Consider the following 18,363-nt stretch of genomic DNA (forward strand, 5'->3'; position numbering starts at 1 on the left):
GATTAACTCCAATTGTCACGCGTGGCTGCCCGCGTGACTAGCTCGCGTCCCGTGCCGCAGCCTTGACTTTCGATTCAAGACGGTAGGATAAAATTTCAAATCACGAGAAGGAAAAACAATGAAAACGATGATTAAGCCTGGCCTCTCCGCACTCGCCCTCGCCTCGCTGCTCGCGCTGGCCGCCTGCGGTGGCGGCGGTGGCGACGACGGCGGGTCCAAGCAGGCAAGCCCGCCCCCTACCACGCCGACGACTCCCCAGGAACCAACGTCGATACCGCCCGCGACAACGGCCCCGGCTTCCTCCTACCCCGGAGGTGACTTGCGCCTGGCAGCGTTCAATGCCCTGAACGACTATCGGATCAAGATGGGCGTTGGTGCCTTGAAGCAGGATACTGCCCTCGATGTCGCCGCGGACAACCATCTGGGGTACATGAAAACGAATGGCACCAGAGGGCATCTCGAAGTGGCAGGCAGCGCTGGCTTTACAGGCGTTAATCCATACGACCAAGTTGTTGCAGCTGGTGGTAACAAGAACCAGTGGATCGGGCAGGTTGCAAGCGGTTCTACCGACTGTCTTGGCGACTTCAAGGATACCGTCTACCATTTGCAGGCTATCACCGGGAACCAAGAATCCGTCGGATTTGCAGCGCGTGATGGGTACTGCGTCATAAACTTCGGTGTCGTAACCGGCGCCAACGGGAGCGGGTACGGTCTGCCGCAGTGGGGTGGCCAGCAATTGGCCAGCAACGCCGTTGCATACAGCCCGGTGGACAATGAAACCGTCTACGGTGGATTTACGCCCGCCGCCGAGTCGCCGAATCCGGCACCGGATCTGACCAGCGCAGGGCGCCCGATCATGTTCCGTGTACCGGCCCCGGACGCCAATGATGTGCTGACCGTTTCCAGCTTCACGCTGAGCGGGCCTGGTGGCGCCGCCATCCCGGTGCGCGTGCTGGTTCCGTCGAAGGCGAAGGCCGGTTCCGTGGCCAGCGCGATCGAGGACAAGAATCTCTACGCTGGCGTGGTCTTCATGCTGCCGACGCAACCGCTTGCCGCAGGCACCTACACCGCTACCTTCAGCGGCGCGCGCAACGGCGTGGCGATCACCAAGTCGTGGAGCTTCACGGCGTTCTAAGACTCGCTGCATGTAGGCACCGAAAGCAAGAAAGGCCCCTGCGGGGGCCTTTCTCTTTGAGGTAGCTATTCCGTCTTTCTACCGGCAGACTTCGTTAATGGAGACTCCCATGTTATTGCCATTGCCTATTTCGGTCCCAAGGCCTCTGCCGAGGCTGTATCCAGTTGTTGCGATGGCGGCAACGGCGCGAGCGTTAAGAGAGGGCCAATCCCATGTGTCAACCCACATTTCACTCGCGACAATGGCGCCTCCGTAGTAAATCATGTATCCCGTGCCCGAACAGCCGCCATCTGCTGAACAATAGCCCATATCGCCGATATAGATGGCGAAGCGTTTGTATTCATACTGGCATGCCGGTGGGGGCGGGGGCGGTGGCGGGGGTGGCGGAGGCGGCGGATCCGCGAATCCACAGGTAGGTAATCCGTTCTTCATCCTCCAGATATGTCCACCTTTGCAGTCTGCGACGGTCATCGGCGGCGCTGGGTACGAATACAGCTGTGCGTTAGCCGCGGCGACCTCAGTAGCCAGAACGCACGCCAGAATAAAACGCTTCATAGATCCATCCGATGTTTCTAGAACATACAGCCCGTTGTGACGGTGCCAACCAGCTGGCCCCCAAGCGCGCCGGTATCATTACCGCCATACCACGCGGCTGGCGACATAGCGCTAGCCTGCGCGTACCAGTAGGTACCGTAGTCGTTCATCGAAAAGTACGTTCCTTGAATCGGCGGCATCACGTAGCCCGTGATATTCACCATTTCTTGTTTAGGCGTGTATAGCGCCCATGCGGTGCCACCAGGACAGTTATCCTTGGAGAACGTCATGCCATCCGTCACGTTTTCGAACTTGCGCGTGATCGACAAATTCCCCAGCGCGTTGTTCAACGCGACATATCGGTTGCCCTTGCAGACGTAGCCGATGTTCGTTCCTCCTGTCGCGATCTGGCCATTGTTTCCGCACCACATACCTTCAAAGACGTTTGCCACCGCAGTACCAACGGGCTGCCAGATTCCGCCGGAGCAGATCACGAAACCAGTGCCTGTGGTGCTTCTACGGGCTGAGGTATCGACGCTGCAGGCCGCGCCGGGGCTGCCGGTATTGGTGAGGTAGGTCTCGCCCCCACTCGTCAGCGACGTGTTTGCGGTTACCCGCCTAGCGTTGTTGACGTCGTTGCCGGCCATATCGATCGACGTCTGCATCTGATTCAGCTCGGGATGGCCCGGAACCTGTACCCGGTACAGATAGCCGTTGTTAGCCTGCGCGCCGGCGAATGCCAGCAACGACGCCAGACGGCCGCTTCCCGGGTTGGTGTAGTTCGCCAGCGGCACCTGCCATGCGCCGTATGCCCCATAGGCCTTGGAGGACACCATCGTTGGATCGCCGTTCTGTCCCGCATAAGGCACGAAGCCGCCCTGCGCACCGGCTTGTGCGGCGATCTGCACCAGTTGGCGCGTGTCCGTGATGGCACGGCCGCCCTGCGATGTGACGAGCGCCTGCAGGTTGTTTGGCGTTGGCTGCAGGACCTGAAGTAGCCACGTCTGCCCGAACACGTTCGTCGCTGAGAATCCGGCGGGCAGATAGCCACCATTGACCAGCATCGTCGTCGTGACCGATACCGGCACACTCGCCGTGGCCTGGGCGACCAGCGTTGCGGCTTCGTCCTGCACGAACTGCAGGGCCGCCTTGTCAAAAACCAGCATTTGGCTCGCCGCGGCTGCGGTCTGCACGTTCGTGACGCCAGCTTTCGCCCACGTCGCAAAGCCAGCAAGGCTCAGCATCGAGAGCATCAGCGCGATGAGATATCCGAGGATCGCTTCCATGCGTTTCTCAGGTGTTCAGCTGGACCCAGTGGACCAGCGCCCCAATGGGAATGTTCGCTGGCACGCTGTAAGCCATGCCGGTAGCAAGATTGACGGCCGTGCCCTGACTGCGGACGCGGAACCACGCCAGGCTGCCTTGGGTGGTGCCGAGCAGCGACCCGCCCGCCCCTGAGGACACGCGCACATACCCGTACACGTCGCGCCCACCGGCGGGGTTGGCCACGGCCATGCAGCCCGCGCCGGCAGGGGTCGTCATGCCCGCCGGCAGCACCGGCAGCACACTCGCCCCGACCAGGCCGGGCGTAGCGCCGGCAGTCGCTATGCAGGCTGCGCCGTAGGCCTGCGCCTGCTGTGCCGTAACAGTCGCGACCGATTCCATGCGCCCGGGCACACCGGCACCTGGTGCCGCCTGCGACAGCTGCGCAAGCTGGGCCACGACCCCAAGACAGAACAGGACCGTGGCGATCGGCATGATCAGGAAACCCATGACATTTCTCCTGGGGACCTCGACCTCACTGGAAGGTGAGCGTGAAGGCAGCGGTTGCACTGAACGCAGCGCCCGCGGTCGCTCGGTCTGGCAAGGCAGCCTGCGTGAAAGTTGTGGTCCCAACGACCGGCGATACTTTGTCCTTGAGGCCAAGGGCTGCGCTCACGCATTGCTTTGCGGCGGCCGCCCTGCTTGCTTACTGGAAGGTGAGCGCGAAGGTCGCAGTAGCGCTACACGCCGCGCCTGCAGTGGCCTGGTCGGGCATGTTGTTCTGATTGAACGTCGTGGAGCCTACCGTCAACGTCACGTAGTCCTTCAGGCCAAGAGCCGCGCTCACGCATTGCTTCGCCGTCTGTGCGTTGCCCCCGCCGAAGGTGATGACGCCCTGGGAGCCGTTGTTGGCCGACGACAGCGTGACTGCGTTGCCCCACGGATCGACCAGCGTCGTACCGCGGACCATGTCCGTCGGAAACATCCCGCCGGTGATCATCGCTGGAGCGTTCGCCGTCGTGAAGTTCGTGTAGCCGTTGTTGCCCTGCGAGAACCCGGCACGGGCGTTCGTAATCACCTGCGCAATGTTCGTCGCAACGACGCCGGCCTTGTGACTTTGAAAGCCGTTGTAGCCGGCATAAGCAATGCCTACCAGTGCGAGCAGGCCCAAAACGATGGCGACGATGCGCCCGAGAATTCCATCCATGTGATACCCCTTTTGAGTTTGAAACTGTCGTAGGTTAGAACTGCCCCATCGAGGACGTGAGGATCGATGAGAGAGAGTTGGAGCCGAGTTGCAGCACCACGAAGGCCAGGAACATCAGGCCGGTGAAGACTGCTGACATCACCATCCCTTTCGCAAGCAGCTGCCGCTCGATGACCTCTGCGTTTTGCCGCACGGCCACCGTGATCTTCTCCGTGAAGTCGTCGAAGCCCGCATACGCTCCGATTTCGTCGATCAGGTCCAAAGACGGAAAACCGTTCCCGGTCTGCCGCATGGCTTCCGCCAGGTCCAGGCCATCGGCCAGCCCGAGCCGAATCGGCCGCAGGCGAGACGCCAGCCACGGCGATGCCGAGCCGATCTGTCCCTCCAGCGCGGCGATATCAGGAACGTTCGCCCGCAGCAGCGCGACAAACGACATCAACCAGGTGAAGCCGGTGATCTCCCGGTATGCGGTGAAGGGGAACACGTGCTGGTCACTGAACCGCCTGCCCCGGCCGGTCCATCTGGACAGTGCCCACCAGCTCCATAGGGCATACGCACCCAAGCCTCCGAAGATCACTGGCGCCGGCCACCCTACCGCCAGCTGCCCCATCCAGTACATTGCATAGGCCCAGTCCGTCCACTTTTCGAGCGGCAGGACGTCAAGGAACTGAGGCACGATGTAGCCACCGATCAGCAACAAGACCACGTAGAGCGTCACGAGGTACACCGCGGGCGCAAAGAAGCTCGCCTGCAGTTTCTGGCGAAGGCGCGTCGTCAGATCCCGCACGTCCAGTACAAGCCGCATCGCGTCCGACAGTTGCCCTGCCTTCTCGCCCGCGTCCAGCACGCTTCGCTCAAGGTCGCTGAGGCTCGCACCCATTGCCGCCATCAGGGTCTTGCCGTCCCGGACCTGGCGACCGACCTCGTGTGCAGCGTCTGCCGCGCGCTTGCGTCCGCGCCTGGCCTGCCGCTCTCGGAAATCGTCCAGAATCTGGGCGAGGGTCAGCCCGTTCTCCAACTGGCTGGATGCCTGCTGATACAGGCGTCGCCGCATTGCCCATGACAGTCCGCTCACGATTCCTCCCGCATTGGAATTGCGTCAACACTACGCTCGGCGTCCACCGGATCAAGCCGGCCGGTCAGGACGAGATCCATCGCATGGGCAATCATCGGCTTGTCGGAACCAGGCCGCGCCCGGTGGTTCCGCCTCGCGACCAACACGCCGTGCTCAATGCAGTCCTGCATCAGCGCCTCACTGGCCACCACGACCTCAGCCACCGCCTGTTGGCCAATGATCGCCTCGCCATGGCAGTGATCGCAGCCAGCCCCACGGACTCGCACGGCAGACGTATCTCCCCATGAGCGCACCGCGCGCAGCATGTAGTCCGGCAGATTTGCCTGCGCGCTTTCGAGTGGAACGGCGCATTCGGGACAGAGCAGCGGAACAATCCGCTGTGCAATCAGACCGATAATCTGGTTGTGATTGCAGATGACTTCCATCGCCAGTCGCACGTGATCCAACATCGCCAGGCGCGAGAAGGTTTCAAAGGGATCGGTGACGTGCAGGGTGGTCGCCACCAAATGACCCGTGGCAGCGGCCTGCAGTGTGGCGATGGCCTCCTCTACACCCCGGATTTCCCCGAGCAGGATGACATCCGGGTCCATCCGCAGCGTCATGCGCAGCATCTCGGGAAATCGTTCGCTTTCCGTAACAAGCTGGATCGCCCAGTCCATCGGATACTCGGTCGGGTTCTCGATGGTGATAAGGCGCTTCTGGGGGAATAGCCGCGCTTGATGGCGGGTGCACTCAAAGAGCGTCGTCGTCTTGCCGCTGCCAGTCGGACCCGTCACGACGATCACGCCCATGGGACGACGCAGCAGTTGCGAGACGAGCTCCACCTGGAGCGGCGTGTATCCCATCTGACCAAGCTTGAACGCGCTGGCCGAGGCCTCGGGGATGCGCAAGTCCAGACGTTTCGCCGCCTCGATGGCGTCAGCCTTGCGGGCTCCCTCGTGGTGCTCACGATATTGCAGCCGCGCCACGAGAAAGCCGCCGCCGCTCTCTACCGGGTAAGCGGGTCCGCGCACAATCCGCACGCTCGAAATGCCAGTGCCCGGCAGCGCATCGCCCGCGATCTGGGCGTCCTGCACGTCCAGCGGGTTGTAGGTGGCCGCCTTCACAGTGGCCAAGCCGGTGTACATGGCGCGAATCAGGCGTTCCCCTTCCTCCCGGCGCATCGACAAGGCCGAGATCGTGCGCAGGTCGCCCTTGATCCGTACCTGAATCTCGGTATGGTGCTCGCGGACCAGAATGTGAATGTCCGAGGCGATCAGGACAGCGCAATCCGCGATCAGCCGCCGCGCCAAGCTCAAGGTCTGCAGGTCAGTATCCAGCTGCTGGCCGGAGCCACGCTGCTGTCGCAGCACGGCCAGCTCCTGCGCGGACACCTTGCGCAATTGCGGGGCTGCGCCGTTGCGCCGCAGTTTGGCCTCCCACGTCAGAAGCCGCGGGGTGCCGAAGTGCCGCGCATCCACATAGACTTCACAAGCGTGCACCGCCAGCACTTCCTGAACGTTGTCATCGGTCAGGCCAAGCCCTTTGGCAAGATCCTCGACGTAGAGCCCGCTTTCCGACGCGCGCTGACGCAGCGCCGCCGCTTGCTCCGCCGTCAAGTGGCCCAGGTTACAGGCAACACGGTCGAAGGTTGCGGGCAGACTGCGTGGATACAGGACATGCGGATCCAGGACATCCGGCGGCGGTGGCAACTTCAGCACATCCGTCTTCACCGATGGCTCGGCCCGCATGGGGAATGCCATGCCGGTTGCCGACTCCTTGCGTGGACTGCGCCACAGGCGCGTAATTGTCGCGAGCATCATCAATTCCTCGCGGGCAGCGACGCGCTGTCCCGCATTGCGTACAGCTTCCCGGTTCCCTTCCATGCCTGGGCGGCCGCTTCATAGCTGACTTCCGTCAGGCGCAAGCCGGCCACAGCGTCCAGGCCCTCACCGGCGCACAGCCATGGCGGTGCGCCGAAGCCGATGTCCGCCGACATTGCCAGCCACGGGTCAGCCGGGGACTTTCCGTCTGCAGGGAGCAGCGCGGGCGGCATGGTCAGTTGCAAGCTCAAGCCGTTGCCCTGCGCGTACGTCCACATCGACCGCTGCGCCACAGAAGGCGCGTTGACCGCGCGCGAGGATGGCAGGAAGACAGCCGGCGCATGCGCCGTGGCGTTCGCCTGATTGCCGTCCGCCGAAAGCACGCCTGGGGCATTGGCAGCCACCCCGCCATCCCGCTTCCAGCCGGTCTCGATCGTCAGGGTCGTCGTGGTAGCAGGCTTGCAGCGCCAGGTGGCGAGCGTCCACCCGGCGTCCGCCAGGGCCTGCCGGTCCCACGCCCGCCGGCACGCCTGCAGGAAGGCCGTCGGCGTGGCCTCTGCCACCCAAGGCAACGCCTGTTGCCGGGCAGCTTCATTGGCGCGCTGCGCGGCGACGATCGCACGCTGGCGCATCAGCTGCGCCTCGCGCTCGGCCTCCTGTTTCTGGTCATACCAGTACCACCCACCCGCGAGAAGGGCCGCCACGCCAGCGACTGCAGCGACCGGATAGGCGGCCGATTTCCATGGGCCGGACTGGACATCTCGCAGTACCGACACACCCTTCGAAGCGCGCGCCATGCTCGCGAGATCGCGCAGCGTGCCCTCGACTTCCGTCCAGTCCCCCAAGGCACGATGCCGCTCGCGGAGCGTAGTCAACTCTTCCAGCGAGCCAACCCGATCACCACCCGCAATGACGGCGTGTCCTTGCCGGACCGCGATGTACCAGTAGCGGCTTCCGTGCAGGTGAAAGAGCCCCATCCATGGCTGACGGTGCTGGCCGGCCACAATGGCGGCCAGCGGCTTCAATGCGGCCGGCTTCGCGCCGGCGATGGCTTCGCAGAAGCCACTCTGGACGGCACCTTCCGCGCTTTGATGCACCACGCCCCAACGCACGTTGCGGCCCAGCTCCAGCGCTTTCGCTCGCAGGGCGCTCCTGCGCGGCTGCTCCTCTTCGTGTTGCCAGGACAGCCCGATGGCGAAGCCGCCTTTCAGCCCGGGGAATGACAGGATGTCCGCCATGGCTCAGGGCCTCAGAGCGCGCACGCGCTTCCCGTTGGCAAGCTTTACCCCACCGTCGTCGATGCTCACGACCTTCCAGCCGCCATCCAGCGTGTCGCCAGCCTGGACCGGAACTGTGCGCCCGTTGACATCCATCAAGGCGTTGTAGTGACCATCGAAAGCGCGCAACGAAATCAGTCGGGGCGCTTCCGAGGCAAGCCGCGGGCCCCGTTCGGCAACGCCGCCCGACGGCATCGGGCCAGCCAACGAAATCGAGGGCGCCCCCCCTGCCGGCGGCGCGGGCACGCCCGCGGGCGCGGCCGCCAGCGAGTCCTCCGCGCGCCTGACTTCCGCCTTGTACTTGGCGATCTCGGCGCGTGCCTTCCATAGGGCAATCTGCGACTGCAACACCGCCAGCTCCGAGGCGTCGGAAGGGCGCGACGGCTGGGTACTTTCGGCCACCGTTGCCGCCATCGCGGCGGTAGCGGCACTGCCGGCGCCAGTTGTCGGAGTGTCGGTCTTGGCCAGCGCCGCCGGGGCGGAGGCCGGTTGCGACGTCACCGCGCCGCCCCCAGCCGATGCGATCGCCGCCGAGACGGAATTCGACGTCGCCGGCAGCGCGTTGGCCGAGAAGGATGCCGACAGGCCAACGATTGCGGCAACAGCCAGCGCGGGCGGAGCCCAACGAAGATTGAATGCGAGTTTCTGCATGGTGTGGTCTCTGTGTTACAGCAGGCGGGCCGAGATCACGATCGCGATAACCGTGTCGCCTTTGCTGGCGCCGACCCCGCCGCCGAGCGCTGCCATCCAGGGCTCGCCAATCCCGTTATTGGTCGTCGTCACTTTCTGGTTGCGCAGCCCCGTCAGCACCAGTGATTCGCCCGGCTTCAGGGTGATCGACTGTGTGAACCGATTGGTCGGCATGGTGCGCAGCTGGACGCTGGTCTGGTTCGAGGTCCCGCCCGAGTTGAACCGCTCCAGCGGCAGCAGGTCGGACAGCGTCATGTCGAAGTTCATCAGGATTCGCCCGTCAACGACCTTGGGCAGGAAGTTGCTGGTGAAGCCATAAGTCACCGTGCCGGTCTGGATCGAACTGGTGGAACCTACATTCGAGGCGAGCGTCGTTTGCGACTGCGACACATAGTCCTGCAGGGTTGCAGTCTGCAGCGCCAGCACCTTGCCGTTCTGCGTAACGCCCGAGCGCGACACCACCTGCGACACATTGCCAAGCGTCGAAAGCGCCTGGACCACGGCTTTGCTGCCAGCAAACGGCCCGCTCATGATCGTCGCGCCCAGGTTCATGGGCGAGGCGCTGCCAGAAACTGCCGGCATGCTTGCCGAATTGAACGATACGCCGGTGCCTCCACTGGAGCTCTGGTAGGCGAGCGAGAGATTCAGACCATAGTTGTCCTCCCGCGTCACGCGGACGTCGTAGACCTGCACATCGATGGCCACCTGCTTCCCATACATGGCTGCCAGGCTCTTCACGAACTGCTCAATGCGATCGCACTGCACGGGGTCGCCAGTGACCGTCAGGGTGCCAAGGTTTTTGTCAACAACGACCTCAGCGCTCGCGCCGGCGACTGCCTTCGCGGTGGTCTGGAGGGTTTCCCAAGGCTTCATCTCGATGGACATGCTCATCGACTGCCCGCTTCTGCCGCCGCTGCCGCCAGCACTCCCTCCATTGCTTGAAGCGCCTGCCATCCCGCCAGAACTGCTGTCCGACGTTGTGATCGATCCGTTCATCAACGAGGCGTCGGCAAGGCTCGGCAGCATGAAGGTCCGAGTTTCCGTCCTGAAGAACGTCACCGTGCCGTCGTTGTAGCGGGACCAGACGCCGAAATGGGCCTCAACTGCATCCAGAAAGCCCTTGAAGTTGCCGTCGTACCGCAGCGTCAACGGCATAACCGAGGCGATACTGGCGGCCGGGCCAGCAGACACGCTGCCCAATGGTGCGGCGAGGTCTACCACACGCGGCGCTCCGCCCATGGGGATTGGACCGCCTGGCCGTACCGCGGCAGCGGGCTGCGCCGGCGTACCGGCGGCTGTGGACGCAACGGCCGACACATCCAGAGTCGCGCGCACGCCGACGCTCTGTGCGATCCAGTTGACGGCTTCGTTCAACGAACCAAGTGTGCCTTTGAACATCACATGCTTGCCGTAGATGTCCGGCTGAGGCTTGCTGGCGCGGATCTTCTCGCCCAGCAACCAGGCGCCTTCATGCACCCGAAACACAGGGCGACTGCGAGGCGCGTCGGCGTAACGCGCATGCGCCTCGCTGCCGATGGCGTTCTGCACATTGCGCGTCTCCATCACGCCGCATCCTGATAGCAGCGTGGCGGTCGCCACGGCAGCGGCGGTATAGCGTTTGCTTTGCATCTTCATTGCACCATTCCGTTTTGGCTGATGATCACCGTGCGGTTGCCGCGCCAGCTATCCCCCACCACGTCTGCACCGTTGCTGGCCAGCTCCTCGACAACGCGCTTCACAGCGCCTTCGAAGTCGCTCCCGTAGTCCTTGTCGCCCGGCACGATCCAGCCGTCCGGAACATTCCATGCGACTGTCCAGCCCGCCCTGGCGGCCCAGCTCTGAAGCTGCTGTTGAAGCGCCTGCCCTTTGACAAGGCGGAACAGGTCGCCGACCACCGGAGCGCCGCCCGAAGCGGCAACTGCCAATGCCGGCGTATTGGTTGGGACCGATGCTGCGGTCAGCGAGGACGTATTCGCGGCCAGCAATGTCTGGTCGATTGCGGCCTTGTTGATCCGCGCCGGCTGCAGTTGCTGCCAGCCGTCGCTCGACAGTTGCGAGGCATGCACTGCCGGCGCGAGGCTCAAGCCGCTCAGTAGCGACGCCGCGGTGACGGCAATGCGGAGGGTTCGGTTGGATTGGCACATAGCTAGGCTTCCGATTGATCTGAAGGAACTACCGCAAGGCGGCGCGTTGCAGCGCCTGCCACCGCGCATGAATCTGGTTGGCGTACCGCAACTGCTTGTCGGGCGATGCCGCGTTGTAGGCACCGACCGCCTTCCAGGTCGGGCCGAAGCGCTGGATGTTCTCGCGCAGAATCCACGCACCGACGTAGGCATTCGTACAGCCGTCAAACAGGTGGGCACGCGTGATGCCGTACCTGGCGAGCCGCGGGAGGTGAATCGTGTTGATCTGCATGAGACCAATGTCTTCGGAGCCGTTGGCATTTCGGTTCGTGACCCACGGCTTCATTCCCGACTCCTGCATCGCAATGCTCCGCAACAGGGGCGAGCTGACGCCATGGAAGACTGCGGCATCGTCAAGACAGTCGGCCTGGGCTGCACCGGCCAGCAAGGCCGAGGCCAGCAACGCTCCGATCGTCGTGCGGATCACAGCGCCACCTTTCCAGGCTGCTCTTTGAACCGCACTTGCGGCACGCGATCCACATAGACCACGTTACCGTCGGCGATCACTGTCAGGCGCGCGGCAATGCCGTCGAACTTGTAATAGCGGTCCTTCTGCTCACCGTTGCGCTGGTGGTCATCGCCGAACACGGAAACGCTCAACATCGACTTGGCAAAGCTCAGGTAGGTGGCACCGTCCTTCTCGAAGACCATATCCAGCCCGGCGCTGTTCTGACGGGAAAACTCATAGGTAATTTCCGGGGTGCGCTTCACCTCCACGGATTTCCCGCCCGCCGTCGCCGTGAACTGGTCAACCGTCGCGAACGACAGGACGCGCTGAGCTTCATCCCACTTCGTCCAGATCTTGCTATCAGACGCATCGCGCAGGCCCAGGTCCTTGGGCTCCTGCTCGAACCTGATCTCGATCCGGCCTTGCTTGTTGTCACGGATCGCCACCGCGCCGAATGCAGAGGCCAGGGTAGGCCCCTCTGGCAACGGTGTGCCGGCTGCTGCCAACGGCGCTGGTGCTGCTGGAGCTGCAACAGCTGCAACCGCTGCAACCGCTGTCGCGGCAGAGGCTTGGAGCGATCCGGCCATTGCTGCCCCGCTGGACGGCTCGCCCACCACCGAGAAACTCTTCGGTGGCACGGCACGCAGTGCGATATTGCGCCGGGTGAAGTCCACTTCGGCGTAAAGGCCGCGACGCTCGAGTACGCGTGACAGCGCCTGCAGCCAGTTCTCACCGCCGTTCAGTTCAACCGGGACATCCTCGGTCAGGGGAATGTCCTTCTGCGCCGTGCCGGTCCAGCCTGCCGGGGCGATGGACTTAATCATCTGCGCCAGAGGCAGCGACGACCGCCCTGCACGCACCACAGCCAGCGTGGTGTACTCACCGATCACCGCCAGCCGACCCGAGATGCCAGCGAGGCTGCGCGGAAGGTCGCCGCTTGGGTTCGCCGGTTCGGCCGTGAAGCCATTGGCGCGCTTCCAGCGCGCCTCAACCGTCTGGCCATTGACCGAGTACCGCAAGACATCGGGCACGCCGTCAATCACCCAGTACGGACCGCTTTGCTGCGCACCGTCTGCCGACACGGCCTGACCGCGACGCGGCTGAATGTAGGTGGACATGCCATCGTTGAAGATCAGGGCCGGGCGGTCACTCGCACGCGCCACCACCTGATAGTCGAAGTCCAGCGGATCGGTGTCCGCCGCGACGGCAGCGCCGCTCGCCGCCAGGGCCAGCACGGAGATCAGAAGCGGCTTCATCATGGTTGAGGGGCCTTCAGTTGCTGGAAGTGATTCAGGAATCGGGCAAAGTACGGGCCGCCGCGCGCCGGATTGGCACTGTGGTACCAGGCGACGGCCTTCATTGCGGAGCCGCTGCGCTGCAGGTTGTCAATGAGGATCGCTTCGGCCACGCCAATGTTGGTTGCGGGACTCAGTGCGTCCCATGCCGACGCGAAGCGCTTGCCGTGGTAGCACCAGTTGATCTGCATGATCCCCACGTCAAAGTCGCAACGCCGGGCGGCAAGCAGGCGCTCGATCGCGGCGTGCGCGTCCTCTCGGGAGGCGAAGAACATGCCACGCCCGGCGACGTTCAGCGTCCATGGCCACGGCCGCCCCCGATAGGCTGACTCGTTCATGGCGATGCCGGCCAGGATGCGCGGATCGACCTTAGTGCTCATTTGCGCGAAGGCTTCGACCTTGGGCGCGCACGCCCAGCCACCGCGGCGCTCGACCAGCGCCACCTGCGCGCCGTCATCCAGCCGCTCGGGGCGCAGCCAGCCGTCGCGGGCAAGCACTGTGGTCAACGCCAGCCGCTGCCCATTTGCCTCGACTTCCGGCTCCCTGCCGGGCTCCAGGCGCAGCCCCGCACCAATCATCCGCGCCGACCATCCGAGAAATGGATCCAGCCCGCAGTAGAGGACAGGCTTTCCCGGCAACGACACCATGCGCGCTGCCGCGCCTTCCCGCACCAGCACGGTAGTAGGGCTCACCATCGCCTCGATGGTCTGGGCACCGACGCCAGTCATGGTCAGCGCCAGCAGAGCGGCCAAGGCAAGTCGTCTCACCCGGCTAGTCACGGTAAGGCTCCAGCACGATGTCGTGCTTGACCTGCACCATCATCTTCTGGCCAGGCTTGGTCGTGATGGTCGGGCGGATGTTCTGGTTGCGGTTCAGCATCGTCTGCGCTGTTTGCGCAGCGACCTGCCCGGCGGTATTGCCGTAAGTGGTGATGCCGCTGGGGCCGGCCGTCGTGGCCGTCGCCGTGACGTTAAAGCGCTGCTCCAGCACGCCGATAATCAGGGCACCAGTGAAGATCTTGAAGAAATGATTGTTGACGTCGCCGCTGATGCCAGCGTAGCCATTCGGGTCAGCCCCGCCCATCCCGAGCAGTGGTACCCACTTGCCGTTGGGCAGCTGCATGCGCACGAAAGCGGCCAGGATGCGCTCCTGCCCGATGGCAATGTCGCTGCTGTACGTGCCGACCAGCGTAGAGCCGGCGGGAATCGCCTTGCAGTTGCCGTGCACCGTGTCGTACACATCGTTGGTGACCGTCGCGCGAAACTCCCCCGGCTTGTCCGAGTTCAGGCCACCCACGAAGGTAGCCGGGATGACGAAGCCCTGGCTCACCGTGCAGGGGGCGAGCTTGCCCGCGAACCCGGTGCGGGTAAATGTCGTGGCCGCCGCGCCGCGCAGGAACTGGTTGTCGCTCGACTGGGGGCCGGGATCAGTTCCGCCCGTTGCACCCGCGCCCATGCCGGCCATGCCAGCCCCATAGGCCGCGCCGCCGTCCATGCCCGCCACGGCGGCCCGCTGCTGGGCGCGCATCTGCGCCGGGTCGGTCACGCCGCTCAGATCCGGCTGCCGCCTGCCTGAATCGCGCCGCATGGCCTTGCCGTCCGTCTTGAAGATCGGCGACGTCATGATGGTATCCATGTCGTTCGCCTTCGCCAGCTCGCCTGCCTGCGGAGTCGTGGACTGCTGCACGAAATCCTTCGCGGTCATGACCGGCGCCTTGCCGGCCGGCTCGGCCTTGGTGCCTTCTCCCTTCTGCAGATCGGCTAGCCTGCGCGCCTCGTCCTGCTGCTGACGGATGAGCTGATCCAGGCCGCCGCTGTCCGGGTTGCTGGTGCGCTCCTGCAGCTTCTTGGCCTTCTTCTCTTCGGCTTCCTTGGCTAGGTCCGACTCCATGCCGCTCTGATAGAAATACCCGAGCGTGCCCACCACGACCGCGGCGACCACGCCAAGCGTCATGACGATATTGCGCGGCACTTTGCCGCTGGTGAGGCGCTCTTTAGCGTCGGAGACGTCGGTCACGGGCTGCTGTTTCAAGGTATGCGACTCGCTCAGAACAGGCCCAGGAAACGCCGGCGGCCGCGCTGCACCGTCACTTCGGTATCGCCGGAGCGCAGCGCCACCTCTTCGGCCATGCGCTGCAACACGAGGAAGTCGCCGCGCCGGATGAAGTTAGCCACCACGTAATCGCTGCCGTCCTTGACCAGCGCCACCGGCCAGTCGGCCGACTTCGGCATGCGCATCCAGATCGCCTTGCCGTCATCGAACACAGTCTCGGGCTTGAAGTTCGCGCTACCCGAAACGTGATAGTCGAAGTTCATCTTGTCCGGGGACACGGCCACTGCATCGGGCGTGGCGGCACCAGCTTCACCCGCCTCCGGCCCCTGATCGGCACGTGCCTTCGCCTTGGCACCAAACGGCTGTTGCACCCGGAAGCGCACCTTCTGATAGAAGATGCCGCCCAATGGCGAGGACACCAGCGTGAATTCGTAGCTGCGCTTGTTGGTGTTGACCGACAGCGTGTTGACCAGCCCCGCTCCGCTCGGCTTCACATAGAGGTGGTTTGCGCCGTCGGTCTCGAAGCTCCAGCGGACATTCTCGCCCCAGGCCGGCTCGCCCACGATCTGCTCGTCGGCGGCAAATTCGATGGTCGTTACCTTGAGCGGCGCCGTCAGCACGCGGAAGATCTGATCGCCACTGTAGGGGAACACCACCAGGCGCGAGTCGCCGGGCAACGCCATCGGCTCGACCCCACCGTTGAATGGGTTCATCGGGTTCATCGCGTCGGCCATGTCGCCGATGCCGAGCATCGGCAACGGCGGCGGCGCCTTGCGCGAGGGCTTGTCGGCCGAGAAGCCCGGGCCTGCCGACAGCATCAGGCAAAGGACCGCAGCAAGGCCAACGACGGAAAGTTTAGAACGCAGGGATTGGGACATGGCTTCGGTGGCGAACTCAGGCGGCGGACTTCTGGATACTGAAGAACACGGGATAGATGCCAAACGGGTTCGAGGTCAGGGCAGCGTCGCTTTTCGGCGGGTCAATCTGATAGCGGAAGGTCATCGCGTAACGCTGCCTGCGCGGCTTCGAGCCTTCGTCCCGGGTGGACGTGACGAACTCCACCGCGACGGTGTTGTCCGGCAGCAAGGCGATGTTGGTGATCTGGACCTCGCGCACCAGCGACGGGCTTTGCGCGATGGCACGGAACGGTGCGTCTTCGGACAGCCAGTCCTCGAACTGCTTGCGCGCCGCGCCTACCATCTGCTTCTTCACGCCGTTGATGTTCTGGAAGATGCGGGAATCCTCGATCTCCGGCGTGAGCACCGGCTCGATGGTGAACATGCGCGTGACCACGTCTTTGAAGGCGACCTTGATCTCCAGCGCCTGGGGCTGGTACGCGTCCAATTCGCGCGCCACCGGCTTGCCGTTCGCATCGGCCGAGACGCCTACCACGCGCACCACCGGCTCCGGTGGCTGGCGCGTCATCACGGCTGCCACGGCCACCAGAGCGGCCACGAGCGTCGCCAGCTTCCAGTGATTGCGTTCGACCATCACGCGAGCGGTGCGGTCAAACAGGAATTGCGTGACGTCCTCGCCGGCGTACATGCCCGGCGCGGGTGATAGAACTTTCTTGGATTCGTTGCGGCGGGAGAACAGTGGCATGCGGCACCTGTTTGGATGCCGCCTATTGAACCAGCGAATCGGTACTCACTGCGCCGCGAAAGGTACGCGATTTTCGACAGCTTTCAATTTTTCTTAAATCACTAGCGATGAGACTCCATGTCAGTGATCACCTTCATCGGTGTCGCTTGTCTTTGACCTGCACTCCCGGTTGCTGTCATCTACCCCCGAGCACATGAGTCCACCCTATTTGCAATAACGCGATCGAAATCGCTCTGTTATCGCTAGTAGGGTGGACTCATGTGCTCGCCCCCTAAGTTGTCTGCCGCGGCTTCCTCATGACTCCCTTAGGGCCGGTGAAAGCTCACGAAAATCGCATACCTTTTGCCCGCACACGCGCACGCCAAACGAGAACAATAGCGGCATGTCTGCATCCGCCGCACACTCTCCCCTGCAGTTCGACCAGCTCGAAGCGAGCGCGGTCGCGATGTTCTTCGAGGCGCTTGGGCCCATCAAGACGTACGTCGAAGCGCCGGACATTGCCGAGGTCATGATCAACCATGCCGAGAGCGTCTGGATTGAACGCCACGGAGAGTTGCTCCAGCTCGATATCCGGCTCGATCCTGCCATGCTCGAAGGCGCGGTGCGGGCGCTGGCCGCCTCGGTGCAGAAGTCCGCGGTGCGCGGCACCGACCAGGGCATCATCAACGCCGGCTACAAGGGCATGCGGATTGCTGCCGTCATGCAGCCCACCGCCATGGACGGCAACGCCCTCAGTATCCGCCGCCATCGCGAGAAGAACCTGTCGCTGGCGGACTATGTGGAGATGGGCGCGTTCTCCGCGCGCGTGGCCCGCAACACCACCGACGAAGTGCCAATTTTCGACAGCCCAGTGGAGGACGAAGCGCTTAGGGCCGCGCTTACCCAGCTCGTCGTGCAGCGCAAAAACATCCTGGTTGCCGGTGGCACGTCGTCGGGGAAGACGACGCTCCTGAATGCGCTGGTGGCCGAGATCCCCCACAGCGAGCGCGTGCTGTCCATCGAGGACACGATGGAACTGAAGCTGGCGGTGCCCAACAAGGTGCGCCTGCTGTCCAACGCCGACACCCGCGTGACCACCCAGCAGCTGGTCGCCCTGTCGCTGCGTTTTCGTCCCGACCGCATTCTCGTTGGCGAAGTACGCGGCGGCGAGGCGTTCGATCTGCTGCAGGCGCTCAACACCGGTCATGACGGCGGCATGGCGTCGCTGCACGCCAATAACGCCCGCTCGGCCCTGTCGAGGCTGGAGAGCTTGGCAATGCTCGGCATCCCGGCCGGCTCACGCTGGGAGCTGGACGACATGCGCAAGCTCATTGCCGAATGCTTCCACTATGTCCTGCATCTGCGCCGCACCGGCGAGATGCGGCACGTATCGGAGATCCTGGAGATCCAGGGCTTCAAACACAACGACTACGTCGTCAATCGCGTTTTCTAACCGGAGTTCAACCACATGTTCCGATCCAATCCGCAACCGGGAATGCCACTCAGCGCCGCCCGCACCCGTAGCCAGCACACTGCCCTGCTGTTGGGCGCCGCGTTGCTCCTGTGCGCGCAAAGCGCCTTCGCCGCCGATCTCGGCATGTTCAGCGGCCTGACCAACATGATTTGCTCGATCCAGGCTCTGGTCAGCGGCCCTGTCCTCTTCGTGATCGGCGTGGTGGTCATCATCCTGGGCGCCATTGGCATTGCCAATTCTGAATCGACCATCGTTAAAGTCGTCATGACGGCGATCATGGGCATCGGCCTGGCGGCAGCGGCCATCCCAATCGCCAAGAACATGGGTCTCACCCAGTATTGCTGACC

The 18,363-nt window shown here is 63.8% G+C and carries 18 protein-coding genes; 3 read left to right on the plus strand and 15 right to left on the minus strand.

The genetic code is table 11. From position 1 onward, the window contains the following. Window positions 1-118: 118 nt before the first annotated feature. Entirely contained in the window at window positions 119-1,135 is a 1,017-nt protein-coding gene (locus AC07UK_RS32885) for a CAP domain-containing protein (RefSeq protein ID WP_494687658.1), read from the plus strand. A gap of 572 nt (window positions 1,136-1,707) precedes the next feature. Here AC07UK_RS32885 and pilV read toward each other — a convergent pair. The 15 genes from pilV to AC07UK_RS32960 all read right to left on the minus strand — a co-directional run bounded on the left by pilV (window position 1,708) and on the right by AC07UK_RS32960 (window position 16,563). Continuing rightward, on the minus strand, window positions 1,708-2,955 hold the full coding sequence (pilV, locus tag AC07UK_RS32890; protein ID WP_494687659.1) for a shufflon system plasmid conjugative transfer pilus tip adhesin PilV: 1,248 nt from the start codon (window positions 2,953-2,955) through the stop codon (window positions 1,708-1,710). 7 nt (window positions 2,956-2,962) lie between these two features. Beyond that, the gene (locus AC07UK_RS32895) at window positions 2,963-3,442 is read right to left on the minus strand and encodes a hypothetical protein (RefSeq protein WP_494687660.1); all 480 of its coding nucleotides are present in this window, start codon (window positions 3,440-3,442) and stop codon (window positions 2,963-2,965) included. A gap of 196 nt (window positions 3,443-3,638) precedes the next feature. Continuing rightward, window positions 3,639-4,139 carry a type 4 pilus major pilin gene (locus AC07UK_RS32900; protein WP_439672811.1) on the minus strand — a complete coding sequence of 167 codons (501 nt, stop codon included), beginning with the start codon at window positions 4,137-4,139 and terminating at the stop codon, window positions 3,639-3,641. Window positions 4,140-4,173: 34 nt separating this feature from the next. Beyond that, window positions 4,174-5,214 carry a type II secretion system F family protein gene (locus tag AC07UK_RS32905; protein ID WP_494687661.1) on the minus strand — a complete coding sequence of 347 codons (1,041 nt, stop codon included), beginning with the start codon at window positions 5,212-5,214 and terminating at the stop codon, window positions 4,174-4,176. Then, window positions 5,211-7,016, minus strand: coding sequence for a GspE/PulE family protein (locus tag AC07UK_RS32910; protein ID WP_494687662.1), 1,806 nt, complete (start codon window positions 7,014-7,016; stop codon window positions 5,211-5,213). The genes AC07UK_RS32905 and AC07UK_RS32910 overlap by 4 nt, the downstream gene beginning before the upstream one ends. Then, a complete protein-coding gene (gene pilO2 / locus AC07UK_RS32915) occupies window positions 7,016-8,254 on the minus strand; it encodes a type 4b pilus protein PilO2 (protein WP_494687663.1) in 1,239 nt (412 codons plus the stop codon). The genes AC07UK_RS32910 and pilO2 overlap by 1 nt, the downstream gene beginning before the upstream one ends. 3 nt (window positions 8,255-8,257) lie before the next feature. After that, window positions 8,258-8,944, minus strand: a complete 687-nt coding sequence (gene pilP, locus AC07UK_RS32920) for a type IV pilus biogenesis protein PilP (protein ID WP_494687664.1) — start codon at window positions 8,942-8,944, stop codon at window positions 8,258-8,260. Between the two features lie 15 nt (window positions 8,945-8,959). Further along, complete coding sequence (locus AC07UK_RS32925) at window positions 8,960-10,618, minus strand: type II secretion system protein GspD (RefSeq protein WP_494687665.1); 1,659 nt, start codon at window positions 10,616-10,618, stop codon at window positions 8,960-8,962. Beyond that, window positions 10,615-11,127: a toxin co-regulated pilus biosynthesis Q family protein gene (locus AC07UK_RS32930; RefSeq protein ID WP_494687666.1), complete on the minus strand. Its 513-nt coding sequence runs from the start codon at window positions 11,125-11,127 to the stop codon at window positions 10,615-10,617. The genes AC07UK_RS32925 and AC07UK_RS32930 overlap by 4 nt, the downstream gene beginning before the upstream one ends. Window positions 11,128-11,155: 28 nt before the next feature. Next, window positions 11,156-11,593 (minus strand): lytic transglycosylase domain-containing protein, encoded by a 438-nt coding sequence (locus tag AC07UK_RS32935; RefSeq protein WP_479944807.1) that lies wholly within the window; start codon window positions 11,591-11,593, stop codon window positions 11,156-11,158. Continuing rightward, window positions 11,590-12,873 carry a TrbG/VirB9 family P-type conjugative transfer protein gene (locus AC07UK_RS32940; RefSeq protein WP_494687667.1) on the minus strand — a complete coding sequence of 428 codons (1,284 nt, stop codon included), beginning with the start codon at window positions 12,871-12,873 and terminating at the stop codon, window positions 11,590-11,592. The genes AC07UK_RS32935 and AC07UK_RS32940 overlap by 4 nt, the downstream gene beginning before the upstream one ends. Next, window positions 12,870-13,637, minus strand: coding sequence for a lysozyme family protein (locus tag AC07UK_RS32945; RefSeq protein WP_494687695.1), 768 nt, complete (start codon window positions 13,635-13,637; stop codon window positions 12,870-12,872). The genes AC07UK_RS32940 and AC07UK_RS32945 overlap by 4 nt, the downstream gene beginning before the upstream one ends. A 43-nt stretch (window positions 13,638-13,680) precedes the next feature. After that, window positions 13,681-14,940, minus strand: coding sequence for a TraB/TrbI/VirB10 family type IV secretion system protein (locus AC07UK_RS32950; protein ID WP_494687668.1), 1,260 nt, complete (start codon window positions 14,938-14,940; stop codon window positions 13,681-13,683). Window positions 14,941-14,954: 14 nt separating this feature from the next. Beyond that, entirely contained in the window at window positions 14,955-15,839 is an 885-nt protein-coding gene (locus AC07UK_RS32955; protein ID WP_494687669.1) for a TrbG/VirB9 family P-type conjugative transfer protein, read from the minus strand. A gap of 16 nt (window positions 15,840-15,855) precedes the next feature. Then, a complete protein-coding gene (locus AC07UK_RS32960; protein WP_492316519.1) occupies window positions 15,856-16,563 on the minus strand; it encodes a VirB8 family type IV secretion system protein in 708 nt (235 codons plus the stop codon). Window positions 16,564-16,945: 382 nt separating this feature from the next. Here AC07UK_RS32960 and AC07UK_RS32965 point away from each other — a divergent pair, with 382 nt between their 5' ends. Both AC07UK_RS32965 and AC07UK_RS32970 read left to right on the plus strand, forming a co-directional pair. After that, complete coding sequence (locus AC07UK_RS32965) at window positions 16,946-17,995, plus strand: TadA family conjugal transfer-associated ATPase (protein WP_494687670.1); 1,050 nt, start codon at window positions 16,946-16,948, stop codon at window positions 17,993-17,995. Window positions 17,996-18,010: 15 nt separating this feature from the next. Continuing rightward, window positions 18,011-18,361 (plus strand): TrbC/VirB2 family protein, encoded by a 351-nt coding sequence (locus tag AC07UK_RS32970; RefSeq protein ID WP_494687671.1) that lies wholly within the window; start codon window positions 18,011-18,013, stop codon window positions 18,359-18,361. Window positions 18,362-18,363 lie beyond the last annotated feature (2 nt).

Source organism: Cupriavidus sp. GW821-FHT07C08 (genome assembly GCF_059419025.1).